An 18346-nucleotide genomic window follows, 5' to 3' on the forward strand; every position below is an offset into this window, starting at 1 on the left:
GTCGCTCGCCTCGTGTGCCCACCCTGTCCGGAACTCGCTGCCGAGGGCAACCGGAGGAGAACCGGCCCGGCACCTGCCACGGACGCGGTTTCGCGAGCACGCACCGGCGGATGCGGCTCGACGCCCTGACTCGCCCCGTGCGATGACGGTGCCGGCGCCGGCGGCCGCGACCACCGGCCACGGTGGTCCGTGAGTGGCCGGAGCATGACGCGACACGCGGTCGAACGGGCTTACTTCATTCCTTCCTAGACGTCTGGATGACGCGATCTCAATGAAATTTCGACAAGGGGAGCTGAGTACGTCGACTCCACCGGCCTCGGTGGCGGGGACAGCGGAAAGCCGCCGCGCCCGCTCGGTCGGCACCGGCCGCGCCCACGCCAAGTCCATTTTGCTGGGGGAGCACGCGGTCGTCTACGGAGCCCCGGCACTCGCCCTGCCCGTTCCGCAGTTGTCGATCACCGCCAGCGCCGGGTTCTCCACCCGCGGTGGAGAACCGGCCGGCGTGTCCTTCACGATGACCGGATCCGCCTGGAAGCAGGTCGGAACGCAGGCATCCGAGGGGCTGCGCCGGCTGACCACCGACTTCAGGGCGTCCATGGGCATCGACGACGGGCGGCACCTCGATGTGATCATCGACGGTTCCATCCCGCTCGGCAGGGGACTTGGCTCCAGCGCGGCCTGCGCCCGTGCCGTCGTCCTCGCCCTGGCCGACCTCTGCGGCCGCGAGGTCTCGCAGCGGACGACGTTCGACCTGGTACAGACCGCCGAGAACGTGATGCACGGCAAGGCCAGCGGCGTCGACGCCGTCACCGTCGGCGCGAGCGCCCCGTTGCTGTTCCAGGCGGGCGAGGCCCGCACGCTGCGTGTCGGCTGCGACGCGCTGTTCGTCATCGCGGACAGCGGCGCCGTCGGCAGCACCAAAGAAGCGATCGACAAGCTGCGGGAGAGGTTCCGGCTCCACGCCGGAACGCAGGAGGGGTTCGTACGCCGGGCGTCGGAACTGACTCGCGAAGCCGTGGCCGCCCTCGCCGCCGGCAAGCCGGAGGAACTCGGCTCCCTGCTGACGGAGTACCACGGACTGCTCCGCGAGGCCGGGCTGAGCACCGACCGGATCGAGGCGATGGTGAGTGCCGCGCTCGCCGCGGACAGCCTCGGCGCCAAGATCACCGGCGGCGGACTGGGCGGCTGCGTCCTCGCACTGACCCAGCCCGAGCAGGCGAGAGAGGTCACCCGGCGGCTGCACGAAGCGGGGGCCGTGCAGACGTGGATCGTCCCCCTGAGGAGGCTCGTCACTCATGTCTGAGCAACAGATCACCGTGCTCCGCCCGCGGGAACAGCCGGGTGCGAACGGGGTCACCGCCGTCGCGCAGCCGAACATCGCGCTGATCAAGTACTGGGGGAAGCGGGACGAGCGCCTCTTCCTCCCGTGGACCAGCAGCCTGTCGATGACCCTGGACATCTTCCCCACGACCACCCGTGTCCGCCTCGACGCCGAGGCCACGGACGACGAAGTGACCTTCAACGGCGCACCCGCGGCGGGCGAGGAACGGCGGCGCATCGCCGGATTTCTCGACCTGGTGCGCCAACGGGCCGGGCTCACGCACCGGGCCGTCGTCGACACCCGCAACACCGTACCCACCGGGGCGGGCCTCGCGTCCTCCGCCGGCGGGTTCGCCGCGCTCGCCGTCGCCGCCGCCACCGCGTACGGACTGGACCTGGACGACACCGGTCTCTCCCGCCTGGCCCGCCGCGGCTCCGGCTCGGCCTCGCGGTCGATCTTCGGCGGCTTCGCCGTCTGGCACGCCGGCACCCCCACGGCGCCCCCCGCGGAGGCCGACCTCAGCTCCTACGCGGAGCCGGTACCGGCGGGCGACCTCGACCCCGCACTGGTCATCGCGGTGGTGAACGCCGGTCCCAAGGACGTGTCCAGCCGCGCGGCCATGCGCCGCACCGTCGAGACCTCACCCCTGTTCGAGCCCTGGGCCGCGTCGAGCCGGGACGACCTGACCGAGATGAGGCAGGCGCTCCTGCGCGCCGACCTCGACGCGGTGGGCGAGATCGCCGAGCGCAACTCGCTCGGCATGCACGCGACCATGCTGAGCGCGCGCCCTGCGGTGCGCTACCTCTCGCCCGCCTCGCTCACCGTCCTCGACAGCGTGCTGCGGCTTCGGCGCGACGGCATATCGGCCTACGCGACCATGGACGCCGGACCGAACGTCAAGGTGCTCTGCCGTCGTACGGACGCCGACCGGGTCGCCGGGGCCGTGCGCGCCGCCGCCGCGGGCGGCACCGTGCACATCGCCGGGACGGGGCCGGGCGCCCGCCTGGTGGACGAGGACGGACGATGACCTCCGGGCGAACGGTCGTCCGCAGCGCGCCCGGCAAGCTGTTCGTCGCGGGCGAGTACGCGGTGGTGGAGCCCGGTACCCCGGCCGTCCTGGTGGCCGTGGACCGGGAGATCACCGTCATGGCGACCCTCTCCGACGCGGCCGACATCGTGATCTCCTCCGATCTCGTCCCCCGAGCGGTGACGTGGCGATGGCGCGACGGGCGGCTCCACGCTCCCGGCACGAAGAACGGGGACGCCGACAAAGACGGCGCGCGCGGCGCACTGGCGCACGTGGTGTCAGCGGTCGAGACCGTGGGGAGACTGCTGGCCGAACGCGGCCTGCCCCTGCCCGGGCCCAAGATCTCGATCAGCAGCCGGCTGCACGACAACGGCCGCAAGTACGGCCTGGGGTCGAGCGGTGCGGTGACCGTGGCCACGATCGACGCCCTCACGTCCCTGTGCGGACTGGACCTCTCGCTCGACGCCCGGTACCGCTTGGCCGTGATCTCCTCGGCCGGGATCGACCCCAAGGGCTCCGGCGGTGACCTCGCCGCCAGTACCTGGGGCGGCTGGATCGCGTACCAGGCACCCGACCGGGCCTTCGTGCTCGACCTCACCCGCCGCCACGGCATCGAGGAAGCGCTCCGCACCCCCTGGCCGGGCCTCGCGGTCCGAAGGCTTCCGGCCCCACGCGGCCTCACCCTCGAAGTCGGCTGGACCGGCAGCCCGGCCTCGACCACCTCGCTCGTGTCCGGTCTGCACCGCCGGACCTGGCGCGGCACCGCCTCGCACCGCGCGTTCGTGGAGACCTCCACCGACTTCGTACGCGCCTCGATCACCGCCCTCGAGGCCGGCGACGACCAGAGCCTGCTGCGCCAGATCCGCCGTGCCCGGCAGGAGCTGGCCCGCCTCGACGACGAAGTCGGGCTCGGCATCTTCACACCCGAGCTGACGGCCCTGTGCGCGGTCGCCGAAACCGTCGGCGGCGCCGCCAAGCCGTCGGGCGCGGGCGGCGGCGACTGCGGCATCGCTCTGCTCGACGCCGAAGCCACGCACGACATCTCGCACGTACGGCAACGGTGGGCCGCGGCCGGGGTGCTGCCCCTGCCCGTCCGGCCCGCCCCGGAAGGGATCGAGGAATGAGCGCTCAGCGCAAGGACGACCACGTCCGGCTCGCCATCGAGCAGCAGGACACCCGCAGCGGGGTCAATCAGTTCGACGAGGTGTCCTTCATACACCACGCCCTGGCCGGCATCGACCGGCCGCAGGTGTCCCTGGGCACGAGCTTCGCCGGGATCTCCTGGCAGGTGCCGCTCTACATCAACGCGATGACCGGCGGCACCGCCAAGACCGGCGTCATCAACCAGGGCCTGGCGACGGCCGCCCGCGAGACCGGGGTACCCCTCGCGTCGGGCTCCGTGCACGCCTACCTCAAGGACCCGACGTGCGCCGACACCTTCCGCGTCCTGCGCCGGGAGAATCCCCACGGGTTCGTCATGGCCAACGTGAACGCGACGGCATCGGTCGCCGACACCCGGCGTGCCATCGATCTGCTGGAGGCCGACGCCCTGCAGATCCACGTCAATACGGCGCAGGAGACGGCGATGCCGGAGGGCGACCGGTCCTTCGGATCCTGGGTCTCGCAGATCGAGAAGATCACGGCGGCCGTCGACCTGCCCGTGATCGTCAAGGAGGTCGGCAACGGCCTGAGCCGCGAGACCGTCCTGACGCTGCGACAGCTGGGTGTCCGCGTGGCGGACCTCGGCGGCCGGGGCGGCACCGACTTCGCCCGCATCGAGAACGGCCGGCGCCCGCTCGGCGGCTACGCCTTCCTCCACGACTGGGGCCAGTCCACCGCCGCCTGCCTCCTGGACGCGCAGGGCGCCGGTCTCCCCGTGCTCGCCTCCGGCGGCGTCCGCCATCCCCTCGACGCCGCCCGCGCCCTGGCCTTGGGCGCCTCCGGCGTCGGGGCCTCCGGAGTGTTCCTGCGCACCCTGCTCGACGGCGGTGTCGAGGCGCTGATCGCACAGATCACGAACTGGCTGGACCAGCTCGCGGCCCTGCAGACCATGCTCGGCGCACGCACCCCCGCCGAGCTCGCGAGCAAGGACCTGCTGATCCACGGCACCCTCCGTACCTTCTGCGCCGACCGGGACATCGACGCGGGGCGACTCGCCCGGCGTTCCCGATCGGCCGACGCCCTCCACGACTCGACGGGAAGAGCACGATGACCGACACGCACGCCCTTGCCAGGGTCCCCATGAAATGGGTCGGACCGCTTCGCATCTCCGGGAACGTCGCCAACACCGAGACCCACGTCCCCCTCGCCACCTACGAGACGCCGCTGTGGCCCTCCGTGGGCCGCGGCGCGAAGGTGTCCATGCTCACCGAGCAGGGCATCGCCGCCACCCTCGTCGACGAGCGCATGACCCGCTCGGTGCTCGTCGAGGCGACCGACGCCCAGACCGCGTACACCGCCGCCCGCACCATCGAGGCGCGGATCGAGGAACTGCGCGCCGTGGTCCGCACCTGCAGCCGGTTCGCCGAGCTTCTCCAGGTCCGGCACGAGATCGCGGGCAACCTGCTGTTCATCCGGTTCGAGTTCAGCACCGGCGACGCCTCCGGCCACAACATGGCCACGCTCGCCTCCGACAACCTTCTGACGCACCTGCTGCGGACCGTTCCGGGAATCTCCTACGGATCGATCTCCGGGAACTACTGCACGGACAAGAAGGCGACCGCGATCAACGGCATCCTCGGCCGCGGGAAGAACGTGGTCACGGAACTGCTCGTCCCGCGCGCCGTGGTGGAACGCGTCCTGCACACCACCGCCGCCAGGATCGTCGAGCTGAACATCCGCAAGAACCTGCTCGGAACCCTGCTGGCCGGCGGTATCCGCTCGGCCAACGCCCACTACGCCAACATGCTGCTCGGGTTCTACCTGGCCACCGGCCAGGACGCGGCCAACATCGTCGAGGGCTCCCAGGGCGTCACCCTGGCGGAGGACCGCGACGGCGACCTCTACTTCTCCTGCAACCTGCCCAACCTGATCGTCGGCACCGTGGGCAACGGCAAGGGCCTGGAGTTCGTGGAGACGAACCTGAACCGCCTCGGCTGCCGCGAGGACCGCGCCCCCGGCGAGAACGCGCGCCGGCTCGCCGTCATCGCGGCGGCGACGGTCCTCTGCGGCGAGCTCTCGTTGCTCGCGGCGCAGACCAACCCGGGCGAACTCATGCGCGCGCACGTCGAACTGGAGCGCGACAACAAGACAGCAAAGGTCGGTGTCTGAGAATGTCCCACGAGTCCTTCTTCGGAATCCACGATCTGTCCTTCGCGACGACCGAGTACGTCCTGTCGCACGAGGCGCTCGCCGAGTACAACGGCACCGAGATCGGCAAGTACCACATCGGCATCGGCCAGCGGTCGATGAGCGTGCCCGCCGCGGACGAGGACATCGTGACGCTGGGTGCCGCCGCCGCCGCCCCGATCATCGCCCGGCACGGTTCCGAACGGATCCGAACGGTGGTCTTCGCGACGGAATCCTCGATCGACCAGGCGAAGTCCGCAGGCGTGTACGTGCACTCACTGCTCGGCCTGCCATCGGCCTGCCGCGTCGTCGAACTGAAGCAGGCCTGCTACGGAGCCACGGCCGCCCTTCAGTTCGCCGTCGGACTCGTACGGCGCGACCCCGACCAGCAGGTCCTCGTGATCGCGAGCGACGTCTCCAAGTACGAACTGGACAGCCCCGGCGAGGCGACCCAGGGCGCCGCCGCGGTGGCGATGCTGGTCGGTGCCGACCCCGCCCTGGTCCGCATCGAGAACCCCTCGGGACTGTTCACCGCCGACGTCATGGACTTCTGGCGGCCGAACTACCTCACCACCGCCCTGGTCGACGGGCAGGAATCCGTCCAGGCGTACCTGCAGGCGGTCGCGAGCAGCTGGAAGGACTACGGCGAGCAGGGCGGCCGCGCACTCGACGAGTTCGCCGCGTTCTGCTATCACCAGCCGTTCACGAAGATGGCCTACAAGGCACACCACCACCTGCTCAACTACGCGGGCCACGAAACCGATAAGACCGACATCGAGCAGGCCATCGGGCGGACCGTGGCCTACAACGCCACCATCGGCAACAGCTACACCGCCTCGGTGTACCTCGCTCTCGCCGCGCTGCTCGACCAGGCGGACGACCTGACCGACCGGCCCATCGGCTTCCTCAGCTACGGCTCCGGCAGCGTCGCCGAGTTCTTCGCGGGCACCGCCGCCCCCGGCTACCGCGAACACCTGCGGACCGAGGCGAACCTGGAGGCGATAGCCCGGCGCAAGCCGGTCGACCACGCCCGCTACCGCGAGCTGCACGAGCGGTCCTTCCCGGCCGACGGAGGAGAACACCTCACCCCGCAGCAGACCACCGGCCCCTTCCGCCTGGCCGGCCTCAGCGGTCACAAGCGCATCTACCAGGCGCGCTAGAACACCTCCGGTCCCGCGGGTGCGGGGGTGGCCTCCACGGCTGCCCCCGCTACGGCCGCACGCCAGTTCTCACACACCGTTCTCCATACCACTTGAGGGGAGGGCAGCCGTATGACCGACGTCAGGATTCTCGGTACGGGTGCCTATGTGCCGGAGCGAATCGTGTCCAATGACGAGGTCGCCGCGGCGGCGGGGGTCGACGACGCGTGGATCACCGGTAAGACCGGCATCCGGGAACGGCGATGGGCTGCCGACGGCCAGGCCACCTCGGACCTGGCCACCGCCGCGGGGCGTGCCGCGCTGCGGTCGGCCGGCATCACCGCCGAGGAGCTGTCCGTGATCGTGGTCGCCACGTCCACACCCGACCGGCCGCAACCGCCCACCGCCGCCTACGTCCAGCAGCGGCTCGGCGCGAGCGACGCGGCCGCGTTCGACGTCAACGCGGTCTGCTCCGGCATGGTGTTCGCGCTCTCCGCGGCCGAGGGCGTACTCACCCGCACCGGCGGCCACGCACTGGTCATCGGCGCGGACCTGTACTCCCGCATCCTGAACCGGGCCGACCGCAGGACCGTGATCCTTTTCGGGGACGGCGCCGGAGCGGCGATCCTGGGGTCGTCGGTCGACCACGGACCACGTATCCGGCACCTCGCGCTGCACTCGTTCGGCGAACTGTCGGGGCTCATCGAGGTGCCCGCCGGCGGCAGTCGCATGCCCGTGGACCAGACAGTCCTCGACGCAGGGCTTCAGTACTTCGCGATGGACGGGCGAGGCGTGCGGAACTTCGTCGGTGACCACCTGCCGCAGCTGGTCAAGGGATTCCTGCACGAATGCGGTGTCGTACCCGGCGACATCGACCACTTTGTACCGCACCAGGCCAACGGCACCATGCTGGACAGGGTCTTCGCCGACCTGGAACTGCCTCGCGCGACCATGCACCGCACACTGACGCACTACGCCAACACGGGAGCCGCCTCCCTCCCGATCACCCTGGACGCGGCCGCCCGCGCCGGCGCCTTCACCCCCGGCGACCTGATCCTCATGGCCGGCTTCGGCGGCGGCATGTCGGCGGGATTCGCGTTGGTCGAGTGGTGAGAGAACACAGGCCGGTGGGTTGATGGGCAGGTGTCTCGGCGACACCACCGCATCGAGGCGGGAGTGCCGCCCGAGCCCGGTCCGACTGCTGCTTCCCCCCTGGCCGCGCTGCCCCCGGGCCAGGCGCCGGACGCGGTGGCGGAGGAGTCCGGCGGCGACTCGGTGCCCGACACCCGGCGCAACGTCCAGTCGTACCTCGGCCATGTGCCCCGGTACGCAAGCGATTCCGGAGGCAAGGGGAGAACAAGTGACAGACCGTCCATTCTATGTGCTGCTGGGGCCGGACTACGCCGGGAAGTCCTCGGTGATGGCGGAGCTCTCGGCGGCGCTGCCCGGCTGGCAGACCCTGTCGACCGACGACGACCTCGTGGCCGGGGAGTACCGTCTGATCTCGCAGCTGCGCCGGAACGTCGTCCTGGACGTACTGCCGGGCCTGGGGCCCACTTACTCCGCCGACTTCCTCGCGACTCTGCTGGGCACCGCCGTCGTGCACCTGCGGGATCAGCTCGCACGGCAGGAGCCGGACGTGCCGGTCTTGATGGACTCCTACTACTACAAGATCCTCGCGAAGTGCCGACTCGCCGGGCTTGAAGGGCACCCCCTGTACACCTGGTGGCGTTCCTTTCCCCAGCCGCGCGGGGTGATCTATCTGGACGTCTCGCCCGAGACCGCCTGGCGTCGCTCCGGACGCGGAGCGCGGCTCAACCCCCTCGAGCACTTCGGCGACCGGCCCGAGTGGTTCGGCTTCGAGAGTTATCAGAAGAGCCTCGGGAAGCTGTTGCTGGAGGAAACGAGGCGACTGCCCGTCACGGTGGTCGAGGAGCGTTCCGGGACGGCTGCGACCACCGCGGCCGTGCGGGAGGTCCTCGCGGCATGAGCGAGACACAGGGCTGGGGCACACCCGGTCACGCCGACCGCTACCGGGACCGGGTGTTCGCCGAGCGGGCGCGGCTGAGCGCGGGCCTCGACGACCTGGCGCGACAGCAACAACGTGTGCTGGACGATCTGCTGGAGTTCACCGGCGGTACCGAGTTCGGACGCCGCCACGGCTTCGCCGCGATCCGTACTCTGAAGGACTACCGGGCGGCCGTGCCCGTCCAGGACTACGCGGCGCACGCCCCGCTGATCGAACGCATGGCGGCGGGCGAGCCGAACCTGCTGACCCCGGAAGCGCCGGTGGTGTACTTCACCAGCAGCGGAAGCACCGGGGACCACAAGAAGATCCCGGTCACCCGCCGCTTCATGAAGACCGTCTTCTTCCCCTTCTACTACGCGGCCTGGGCGCCGTTGATCGAGAGTTTCCCGGAGCTCATGGAGCGCCCGGACGCGGTGCTGAACCTCAAGCACGATCCGCTCGCCGTTCCCCCCGTCACGACCAGCGGGCGTCCCCATGTGGGCGCCAGCCAGGTCGACTTCGGCGCGGCGTTCGGCGAACCGCTGGCGGCCGAACTGGGCACCGCCGCCCCCTGGGCCACCCTTCCCGTGGACGTCGCGCCCGACGACCACCTGGAGAAGATGTACCTGCGGTTGCGACTGGCGGTGCAGAGCGACGTGCGGGGCCTCATCGGGATCAACCCGGCGATGATCGCGGCCGTGCCCTATCAGCTCGAGCTGTGGTGGCAGCGCATCGTCAAGGAGGTCCGCGACGGGACCCTTGGCGGAGTGCCGTACGCGGACCCCGATCCGGAGCGCGCCGCCCGGCTGGAGCTCCTCGCCGGCCACTTCGGACGGCCGAGCCCGGCTCACGTCTGGCCGCAGGTGCGCGCGTTGTTCGGCTGGTCGACCGGCGTGGCCTCCCTGTACATGCCGGGCCTGCGTGAGCGGTTCGGGGCGGGAGTCAGGGTCCTGCCCGCGCCGGTGGCGGCGTCGGAGGGGCCGGTGGCGGTGCCGCTCGACCGGCACCCCGCCGCGGGCAGCCTCGTCCCCTCCGCCGCCGTGTACGAGTTCGTGGACGCCGACGAGGACCTCGGCCCCGGCGTCGAGACACTCGGCGCGGAGGAACTCGAACCGCACCGGGACTACCACGTGCTCTTCAGCCACGTCGGAGGCCTCTACCGGTACGCCGTCGGGGACGTGGTCCGCGTGGTGGACCGTGTCCGGGGGGTGCCGCGGGTCCGGTACGCGGGCCGTGCCACCCGGTCGGACGCGGCCGGGGAACGGCTGCGCGAGGCCCAGGTGGTGCGGGCGTTGGGAGAAGCACTGGCGAGCACGGGTCTCGCGCTGCGCAACGTGGCGTGCCGGGTGGAGGAAGCGGCGGGCGAGGCTCCCCGGTACGTGTTCGCGGTGGCCCCGGAGGCTCCGTGGCTGGAGTCCGAGACCGTGCGGTTCGCCGGACTGCTCGATGCGGCGCTCGCCGCCGAGTCCCCGGGATACGCCAGGGCTCTGCGGGAGCGGCGGCTCGGTGCCGCGACGCTGCGGCTGCTGCACATCGACGCCTTCCAGCGCGAGTGGCACGCCCGCGTGGCGGACGGCGTCCGGCCCACCCAGGTCAAGGACCGGCTGTTCCGGCAGGACGAGAGCCAGTGGCGGCGATTGATCGCCGCGTCCGACGCACTACGAGGAGAAGGCACATGACGCATGTCCAGGATCCCGTCGACCCCGTGGAGAAGACTGCCCTGCTGACCGCCGCCCTGCGCGCCGCCGAGAGCCGGCGGGAGGACCGGCTCTATACGGATCCGTACGCGGCCGCACTGGTGGGGGACGCGGGCCCCCGGCTCCTGGCAGAGGTCCGTGCCGCGACCTTCCCGCCGGACCGGCCGCGGAGCGTGCCCAGTACCCCCGACTACAACGCGATCCGCACCAGATTTTTCGACGACCTCCTCCAGGAGGCCGTACAGGACCGGGCGATGACCCAGCTCGTCGTGGCCCCGGCCGGCATGGACTCCCGCGCCTACCGGCTGCCCTGGCCGCGACACCTGCGGTACTTCGAGGTCGACCGGCAGCCGGTGCTCACGTTCAAGGAAAAGCGCCTGCGCGGGGTCGACCAGCGCGTCGACCACGTCACCGTCGCCGTCGACCTGACCGCGGACGACTGGGAGGACCGGCTCCGCGCCTGCGGATACGACCCGAGCACGCCGTCCACCTGGCTGCTCGAAGGGCTGCTGTACTACATCCCTGAGAAGGACACCGAGCGCATGCTGGAGCGGGTCGCCGCATTCTGCGCTCCGGGCAGCCGCATCGCCGCCGACCTCGTCAACTCCGCGGCCCTCACCCTCCCGCACATGCGTCCCCTCCTGGACGTCTTCAGCGGCTGGGGCTGCCCCTGGCTCTTCGGCAGCGACGAGCCCGAGGCGCTTTTCGAGCGGTACGGCTTCGACGTGGCCGCGGTCCAGCCCGGTGAGCCCGGGGCCCACTTCGGACGCTGGCCGGACCCGGTCCCCGACCGCGCCGTCAAGGACGTGCGGCGGGTGTTCTTCGTGCACGGCCGACGCCGGTGACCGGGCCCGTCGTCGTGGTGGGCGGCAGCGTGGCGGGGCTCGCCGCCGGCCTCGCCATGGCGTTGCGGGGCCTGCCCGTCCGGGTGCTGGAGCAGGCGCCCGTACCGCCGGAAGGGCCGCCGGAGAAGGCGGCCGAGCTGTGGAAGAGGCCCACTGTCGCGCAGAGCGGCCACTCCCACGTCCTGACCTCGCTCGGCGTACGGGTGCTGCGGGCCCACGTGCCTCAGGTGCTCGACGCCGCTTTGGAGGCCGGCGCACGCATGCTCGACCTCATGCGGGCGCTGCCGGTAGGGGCCGACGATGGGATCCGCCGCCAGGGCGACGAGGAACTCGTGGCCCTCGCCGTGCGCCGCCCGGTCCTCGAACTCGTCTTCCGCCAGGCGCTGCGGTCGCTGCCGAACGTCACGATCAGCCATGACGTCAAGGTCGTAGGCCTGCGCACGACGCCCTCGGGGAACCGGGTGACGGGCCTGGTGACCGGCGGTGGTGAGGACATCCCCACGCATGCCGTCGTGGACGCCACCGGACGCCGGTCGGCGTCGCGGTCCTGGCTCACCGCCGCCGGACTGCCCCCGCGAGCCGCGAGGACCGCCCCCACCCGGGTACGCGCCTTCACCCGCTTCTACCGGCTCAGGACCCCCGGCACGCTGCCCGGACCGCTCAACCGCGGCAACGCGGCGGGCGGCATCTGGGACCACTACGCGGCGGTCGCACACCTCGCCGACAACGACACGTACGCCCTGACCGTCGGCGTGCCCACCGCGGATCCGGCGACGACAGGCCTGCGGCATCCGGCCGCCTTCACCGCGGTCGCCCGTCTTTCGCCGCACCTCGCCGCCTGGGCCGATCCCGCGATGGGGAAGCCGATCAGCGCGGTGCGACCCATCACCCTGCCGCCCAACACGCTGCACTGCGCACCCGACGCCGGCGCCGGACCGATCGCGGGCCTGTACCCGGTCGGAGACGCCGCGTGTGTCACCGACCCGCTCTTCGGGCGGGGCATGTCGCTGGCACTGCGGCACGCGTTCCTACTGGCGGAGTTCCTGGCGGACGAGCCGGCGGCCGAGGAGCAGGGTGAACGAGCCGCACGCATCGCCGACGGCGTCTACCGGTCGTGGTACGAGCAGGCCGTCCGCGAGAACGCGGCACGCACAGCCCTGTGGCGGGCGAGGGTCACGGGATGCCCGCCGCCGGCGGCATCGGAGTCCGGCCGCGCAGCACTGTCCGTAGTCGCCCGGGCGGCCGCCGCCGACGGGACCGTGTGGCGCGGCCTCACCCGCGTGCTGATGGGCCTGGAGACCGTCGAGGACGTCTTCGACGACGAGGCGTTCCGCCGACGGGTACGGACGGCCCCCGAACCGGCCGCGGCCGCGCCGCGCCCACCGACGAGGGAGGAACTGGTCGCCGCCGTCAGAAACGAGGTGTGCGCATGACCGCGTCGGACCGTCCCCGGACGCGCCGTCGAAAGGTGCTGCTCGCCCCCGTCACGGTTACCCCGGCCAAACCGCTCACACCCAGTCACCTCAAAGGTCTGCTGTGGACCGACGTCATGTTCCGGGCCACCGCGCCGCTCGCGGACGTGACCTACCGCTACAGCCCCACGACCTACCACCTCACCGAACAAACCCTGGGATTCTGGGAGTTCCTCGACCGCACACAGAAAGACCTGCCCTACGCCTCACTTTCCGAGGAGGAGATCGGCGAGCTGTACGTCCGGTTCCGGGCCTGCGCACCCCCACCGGCCGACGCCTTGCGCCCCTACGCACACCAGGTCGAGAACAACGGCTGGGTGCACCCGGCCAGTGAACGCGTCCTGCGCCTGTGGCGCGGGCACTACGCCCGGCTCGGCCTCCACGATCCCGGCCTGATGGTCCATCAACCGCCCGGGCTCGGCACGGAGGAGATGATCGAACGGCTCGTCGCCCTCGGCCTGGGGCTCGACCAGCGCTCCAGCGGCGGTCCCGTGTACCTCGACGCTACTCGGCACGGCCTGCCCCTGCGCCAGATCGTGACGGCAGACGGCCGCCCCAACTACCTTGCCTGCGCCCTGCGGGAACTGCTTCCGCTGGCACCCGCGCATGACGAGGTCGTGCTCCTGTACGACACCGAGCTCGACGCGGATTACCGGCTGCTGCAGCGCGCGCTGACCCAGCTGGGGCCGCTGGTGCACCGCGTCCCGATCGGTCGCGTGCCCATCGACGGCACGATCAGATCGGCGCGGCACGGCGGCTGGCACGCCCACACGGCGGGCGCCCTGCTCCGGGCCGTCGGCACGGAGGCCGACGCGGACGTACGCCGTCTCGGCGTACGGCTGTACTTCGTCGCCGTCCTCGGTCCCGGACAGGCGCAGTCCTTCCGCACCGACCTGCTTCACAGGAGCCTGGACCGGGCGCGGCAGCTGCTGCGCCGGACGACCGAGCGCGGGCCCGGCACTTCGGCGCTCGTGGACGACCTGCGCCGGCACCGGCGCGACCACACCCATGTCGATCCCTACCGGCTCACCTCGTCCCTGCTGGCCCGGACCCGCCGCACCATCGACCGCGACCTGCTCTCCACGGTGTACCTATGACCCTCTCCCCCGAGCTGCTGCTCACCGTCGCCGCCGAGCGCCTGCGGGCCGCCCGCCCCGACCTCTCGGCCTGCGCGACCCCGGTCACCCCGCACTCCCTGCTCGCAGCGAAGCAGCAGATCGAGGACGACGCCGCCGTCGGCCGCACCGGCGGGGTGTCGACGGTCGTCGTCGTCCGCGACGTCCGACTCGCCTCCTGGGTACGGGAGACCTGCGCGTTCGTGCTGTCCCTGCCGCCGGAGCAGGCCGACGCCTGGCGCCGCTCCTTCACCCGGACCCTCTACCTGGCCGGCCGCCCCGACAACCTGAGCGAGCGGTTCACTTTCGCGCACATCGCCGCCGACGGCTCGGCCGCCTGGGCCGGTCCGCTGCCGGACGAGGCCACGACCGGCCTGCGCAGACTGCTCAAGACGTTCAGCGGACGAGGTCCGCTGACGGCCTGGCGGCCCGTCACCGTCGACCTGCTGCGCACGGACCGTCACCGGAACCGCAGACCCGTCCACCGCGACCTGTACCTCGCCACGGCGCATCTCACCGTCTCCGACGCACTGGTCCACCTCGGACACCTGCTGTCCGAGGCGGTCATCGACGGAACGATCGGACCCGGCGACCGGCTGACCCTGCGTGCGGTACCACGCCTGACGGAACTGTCCAAGCCTTACGCGGCCCTGCGCGTCGACACCGACCGCCGCCACCCGTACGAACTCCAGGCATACGCCGGACTGACGCAGGAGAACTGACGTGTCGAAAGCCCCACCCCCCACCGCCGTCCGCCCGCTCCGCATCGGAGTCCACGGCTCGCCCCACCAGGCCCGGCAGATCGTCGCCGCGGCCGGGTACGAGGACGAGCGGGTGAGCTACGTGCCCTACGACGTCCGGGAGCCGTTCCGGCTGCTGCGCGCCGGGCAACTGGACGTCATGCTGGTGAAGTTCGGGCTGCGTGAACCGGACATCGCCACCGGCAGGACCGTCGTCCTCGACGACAGAGCCGTCCTGGTCCGGACGGGCCATCCCCTGGCCGGCCACGAGTCCGTCTCCATCGAGGACCTCACCGCCTACGACGCCTTCCGCTGCCCGGGGGACTTCCCCGCCTACGTCTGGGACCAGGTCGTGCCGCCCCGCACTCCGCGGGGAGTGCCGATCCGCCGGATCCATCCCATGGGCAGCGTCGCCGACATGGCGGCGATCCTCGGCGGATCGGACGCCGTGCACCTGTCGTTCCGGTCGCTGGAGGCGGTCGTGCCGCCCGGGATCAGGGTTGTCCCCGTGCCGGACCTCCCGCCGGCCCCGGTCTCCCTCGCCAGGCTGCGGGACACCCCGCCGCCGCCGGAACTCGCCGCGTTCCTCGCCGCCGCCGAACGGAGCGCGGCCCGGTGAGCGCCACAGACGGGACGCCGATCGTCCTCCTGCACGCGCTGCCCCTGGACTCCTCGATGTGGCGGGCGCAGACCCGGGCCCTGGCCGCCCGCGGACACACCGTCCTGGCACTCGACCAACGCGGCTTCGGTCAGGAGCCGTTGGGCTCCGCGTCGCCCTCCCTCGACGTCGTCGCCGACGACCTCGCGGCCGCACTGGACCGGCGGGGCATCGAGCACGTGGTTCTCGTCGGATGTTCCATGGGCGGTTACACGACGATGGCGTTCCTGCGCCGCCACCCCGGACGGGTCCGCGCCCTGGCCCTGCTGTCCACCCGCGCCACGGCCGACAGCCCCGAGGCCTCCGCCCGGCGCAGGTCCTTCGCCGACGGGATACGGAACACTGCCACGCGTGACCGGCTCGTCGAGGCCACCACGCCTGCCCTCCTCGGCGCCACCAGCCGGGACCGGCGCCCCGCGACGCTCGCCGAGGTCCTCGCGACCGCGGGGGCCGCCGACCCCGAGGCGGTCGCCTGGGCGCAGGAGGCCATCGCCGCGCGGCGCGACTCGCTCGACGTCCTGCAGGCGACCGACGTGCCGGCGCTGGTCGTCGTGGGCGACGAGGACGAACTCGTCTCCGTCGCCGAGGGCCGGACGGCGGCGGACGCGCTGCCGCGCGGGAAGCTCGTCGTCCTGCCCGGCGTCGGCCACCTCCCGCCGCTCGAAGCCCCCGACCCGACCACGGACCTGCTCACCGCGCTGCACGACGACGCCGCAGCCATGCTGCGCACTGCGAGAGAAGGACGGTAGGGATGCTCACGACGGACCACAGCTCCTGGGGCTACACGGCCTCCACCGGACTCGGGTTCACCCACGAGGACATCGTCGACGCCCATTTCGAGGCCTGTGCCGGCCCGTACCGTGCGACGTTGGACGCGGCCGGCATCCGGGCCGGGTGGCGTGTGCTCGACGCCGGATGCGGCACCGGCGCCTTCCTGCCCTGGTTGGCGGACGCGGTCGGCCCCGAGGGACGGGTCTTCGCCCTGGACCTCGCCGAGGAGAACGCCGAACGCGCCGCCGCTCGCATGCGCACCCACGACACGCCGTGGGAGCCGGATGTCCGGCAGGGCGACATCCTCCGACTGCCCTACCCCGATGACTCGTTCGACGCCGTCTGGTGCGCCAACACCACGCAGTACCTGAGCGACGAGAAACTCTCCCGCGCCCTGGCGGAGTTCCGCCGTGTGGTGCGCCCGGGCGGGACCGTGGCGGTCAAGGACCTCGACGCCGCGCTGATCGCCGTACGCCCCGGAGACCCCTTTCAATTCACGGACTTCTTCCGCGAGGCCGCCGGAACGCCCGGGTACGCGAGGCAGTTGCTCCGCACCGGGGAGCTGTACCGGTGGCTGGCTGAGGCTGGGCTGACCGGGGTGCGCCAGCACACCGTGCTGATCGAGCACTTCGCGCCGATGTCCGAGGCGGTGCTGCGCTTCTACACGCGGGCGTGCGCCCGGGTGGCCGGCATGGCGGCGGCCGCGGGATCCGACGGGGCGTGGCGGGCATTCCTTGACCCGGATGATCCGGCCCACCGCCTGCGCGACCCGCGGGGATACATCAGAGAGGGCAACACCGTGACGGTGGGCAGCGTACCCGTGTCGCCCTCGTGAGCGCCCCAGCGAGCGTCCCCGGTCGGGATCGTTCTGGCCTGGGGATACGTGTTCCGTGGCAGCTCCCGCGTCCGGCGGGGAGCCGTCGGGTGATCCCGTACCCCCTCGGCACGTCCGCCCCGTGCCGGCTCCTCCGTATGCCGGGGGCGACCGGCGGCCCGGAAAGTCCGGTGACCCATTGCCTTTTCTTGCATATTCCTTTGTGATCCTCGAAACGTCGGCAAGGTGTGGCCCCGGGCGGCCGGGCCCGCACGATCCATGATCGCCCATGTGAAATCCATAGGGGTCAGTGGAGAACCGATCTGTCGTGCGGGATCACCCGGCCGTTACTGTCAGGCTGTCCGCAGATTCACCGTGACCTCGCGTCTTTGATGACGGGCGCCGAGCCGTCGGCGCGGTCGTTCCGTTCGGGAGATTGACTGTGTCGCGTAAAGCTGCAACCGAAAAGGTTGCCTGGGAGAAGGTGGCGAACTCCATCGAGTTCGTGCCTGCCGAGTATTCCAGCAGGAACCAACCGGAATCCGTGGCTCAGGAAATGCTGCGCTGCGAGCCGGAAGAGATCGACAGGCTCGTCGACGCGGGGCTTCCGTTCGAGCGGCGATCCGGGGTGCGCTGTTTCGACGCCAACGATCTGTACAACCTCGGCATGTACTCGAACAGTGCGAGGACGCAGCCGGAGCTGACTTTCCGTCTGCTCTTCCGGTTCGCCCGGCGGCCGGTGGACGATCTCCTGCGTGCCAAGGAATGGGACTTCCGGGTCGCACTGGAATGCGTCGACTGCCCGGAAGAGGCTCCCTGGCGTCTGGAGGAGCCGGACGTCCTCCGGTTCGGCGGGAACGTCGCCGGTGTGACGGGGCCGTCGGTGAGCCGGGGGTCGGCGCAGTACGCGGCGACGGTGACGACGACCGGCGCCCGCACCCCGGTGCTCTCGCCCGTGCTGCGGCGGCTGACCGGCGAGTACCTGGACGCCGGCTACCGCTGGCAGATGATCCCCGTACCCATGCAGGCGCACCCGGATCAGGTGCACGCCATGGGCGCCACGAGCTGCATCGCGGCGAGTCTGCACCTGGCCGAGAGCTTTCGCGCGGCCGGGTACCGGGCCGAGGCGAAGCGGGGCTGGTTCTGCGGCGTGCTCGGTGGGGCCCTCGACCTGCCGCACGCGTGCGTCGAGGTCGAGGACGACGACGGTGCGGTCAAGACCGTCGACATCGCCAAGGCCCAGCTGGCCGCCCGACTCTCGCCGGACACCGAGCAGTTCCAGGAACTGTGCCTCGGGTCGATCTACAACAAGGTGATTCCGTCCACGGCATCCGGGAACGCGCCCTTCGCTTATCACGCCTGCGGTTCGCAGCTGCCGATCCAGGTTCGTACGGATATCCAGGCAGTGCGTTGAACACGGAAGAGCGCGTCACTCCACGGGGAAGATGAGA

The 18346-nt window shown here is 71.5% G+C and carries 17 protein-coding genes; all 17 read left to right on the forward strand.

From position 1 onward, the window contains the following. The first annotated feature begins 319 nt into the window (after positions 1-319). The 17 genes from mvk (at position 320) to ACIP67_RS38170 (ending at position 18309) form a co-directional block, all read left to right on the forward strand. Complete coding sequence (mvk, locus tag ACIP67_RS38090) at positions 320-1303, forward strand: mevalonate kinase (protein WP_401698142.1); 984 nt, start codon at positions 320-322, stop codon at positions 1301-1303. Beyond that, positions 1296-2348: a diphosphomevalonate decarboxylase gene (gene mvaD / locus ACIP67_RS38095; RefSeq protein ID WP_401698144.1), complete on the forward strand. Its 1053-nt coding sequence runs from the start codon at positions 1296-1298 to the stop codon at positions 2346-2348. Before mvk ends, mvaD begins: the two co-directional genes overlap by 8 nt. After that, entirely contained in the window at positions 2345-3472 is a 1128-nt protein-coding gene (locus ACIP67_RS38100) for a phosphomevalonate kinase (RefSeq protein ID WP_401698145.1), read from the forward strand. Before mvaD ends, ACIP67_RS38100 begins: the two co-directional genes overlap by 4 nt. Next, a complete protein-coding gene (fni, locus tag ACIP67_RS38105; protein ID WP_401698146.1) occupies positions 3469-4560 on the forward strand; it encodes a type 2 isopentenyl-diphosphate Delta-isomerase in 1092 nt (363 codons plus the stop codon). Before ACIP67_RS38100 ends, fni begins: the two co-directional genes overlap by 4 nt. After that, complete coding sequence (locus ACIP67_RS38110) at positions 4557-5618, forward strand: hydroxymethylglutaryl-CoA reductase (protein ID WP_401698147.1); 1062 nt, start codon at positions 4557-4559, stop codon at positions 5616-5618. The genes fni and ACIP67_RS38110 overlap by 4 nt, the downstream gene beginning before the upstream one ends. Positions 5619-5620: 2 nt before the next feature. After that, on the forward strand, positions 5621-6796 hold the full coding sequence (locus tag ACIP67_RS38115) for a hydroxymethylglutaryl-CoA synthase (RefSeq protein ID WP_401698148.1): 1176 nt from the start codon (positions 5621-5623) through the stop codon (positions 6794-6796). Positions 6797-6907: 111 nt separating this feature from the next. Next, positions 6908-7888: a 3-oxoacyl-ACP synthase III family protein gene (locus ACIP67_RS38120; RefSeq protein WP_401698149.1), complete on the forward strand. Its 981-nt coding sequence runs from the start codon at positions 6908-6910 to the stop codon at positions 7886-7888. A gap of 247 nt (positions 7889-8135) precedes the next feature. Then, complete coding sequence (locus ACIP67_RS38125) at positions 8136-8765, forward strand: hypothetical protein (RefSeq protein WP_401698151.1); 630 nt, start codon at positions 8136-8138, stop codon at positions 8763-8765. Next, on the forward strand, positions 8762-10462 hold the full coding sequence (locus ACIP67_RS38130; protein ID WP_401698153.1) for a GH3 auxin-responsive promoter family protein: 1701 nt from the start codon (positions 8762-8764) through the stop codon (positions 10460-10462). Before ACIP67_RS38125 ends, ACIP67_RS38130 begins: the two co-directional genes overlap by 4 nt. Continuing rightward, positions 10459-11325: a class I SAM-dependent methyltransferase gene (locus ACIP67_RS38135; RefSeq protein ID WP_401698154.1), complete on the forward strand. Its 867-nt coding sequence runs from the start codon at positions 10459-10461 to the stop codon at positions 11323-11325. Before ACIP67_RS38130 ends, ACIP67_RS38135 begins: the two co-directional genes overlap by 4 nt. Next, complete coding sequence (locus ACIP67_RS38140) at positions 11322-12758, forward strand: FAD-dependent oxidoreductase (protein ID WP_401698155.1); 1437 nt, start codon at positions 11322-11324, stop codon at positions 12756-12758. Before ACIP67_RS38135 ends, ACIP67_RS38140 begins: the two co-directional genes overlap by 4 nt. Next, positions 12755-13894, forward strand: coding sequence for a hypothetical protein (locus tag ACIP67_RS38145; RefSeq protein WP_401698156.1), 1140 nt, complete (start codon positions 12755-12757; stop codon positions 13892-13894). Before ACIP67_RS38140 ends, ACIP67_RS38145 begins: the two co-directional genes overlap by 4 nt. Next, positions 13891-14634: a DUF6182 family protein gene (locus tag ACIP67_RS38150; protein WP_401698157.1), complete on the forward strand. Its 744-nt coding sequence runs from the start codon at positions 13891-13893 to the stop codon at positions 14632-14634. The genes ACIP67_RS38145 and ACIP67_RS38150 overlap by 4 nt, the downstream gene beginning before the upstream one ends. A 1-nt stretch (position 14635) precedes the next feature. Next, positions 14636-15271 (forward strand): LysR substrate-binding domain-containing protein, encoded by a 636-nt coding sequence (locus ACIP67_RS38155; RefSeq protein WP_401698158.1) that lies wholly within the window; start codon positions 14636-14638, stop codon positions 15269-15271. Continuing rightward, complete coding sequence (locus tag ACIP67_RS38160) at positions 15268-16059, forward strand: alpha/beta fold hydrolase (protein ID WP_401698160.1); 792 nt, start codon at positions 15268-15270, stop codon at positions 16057-16059. The genes ACIP67_RS38155 and ACIP67_RS38160 overlap by 4 nt, the downstream gene beginning before the upstream one ends. A gap of 2 nt (positions 16060-16061) precedes the next feature. Beyond that, positions 16062-16916 (forward strand): class I SAM-dependent methyltransferase, encoded by an 855-nt coding sequence (locus ACIP67_RS38165; RefSeq protein WP_401698162.1) that lies wholly within the window; start codon positions 16062-16064, stop codon positions 16914-16916. A gap of 463 nt (positions 16917-17379) precedes the next feature. Continuing rightward, a complete protein-coding gene (locus ACIP67_RS38170) occupies positions 17380-18309 on the forward strand; it encodes a hypothetical protein (RefSeq protein ID WP_401698163.1) in 930 nt (309 codons plus the stop codon). Positions 18310-18346: the final 37 nt, after the last annotated feature.

The sequence above is a fragment of the Streptomyces sp. NPDC088812 genome (genome assembly GCF_044750285.1).
In the GTDB taxonomy this organism is placed as follows: Bacteria; Actinomycetota; Actinomycetes; order Streptomycetales; family Streptomycetaceae; genus Streptomyces.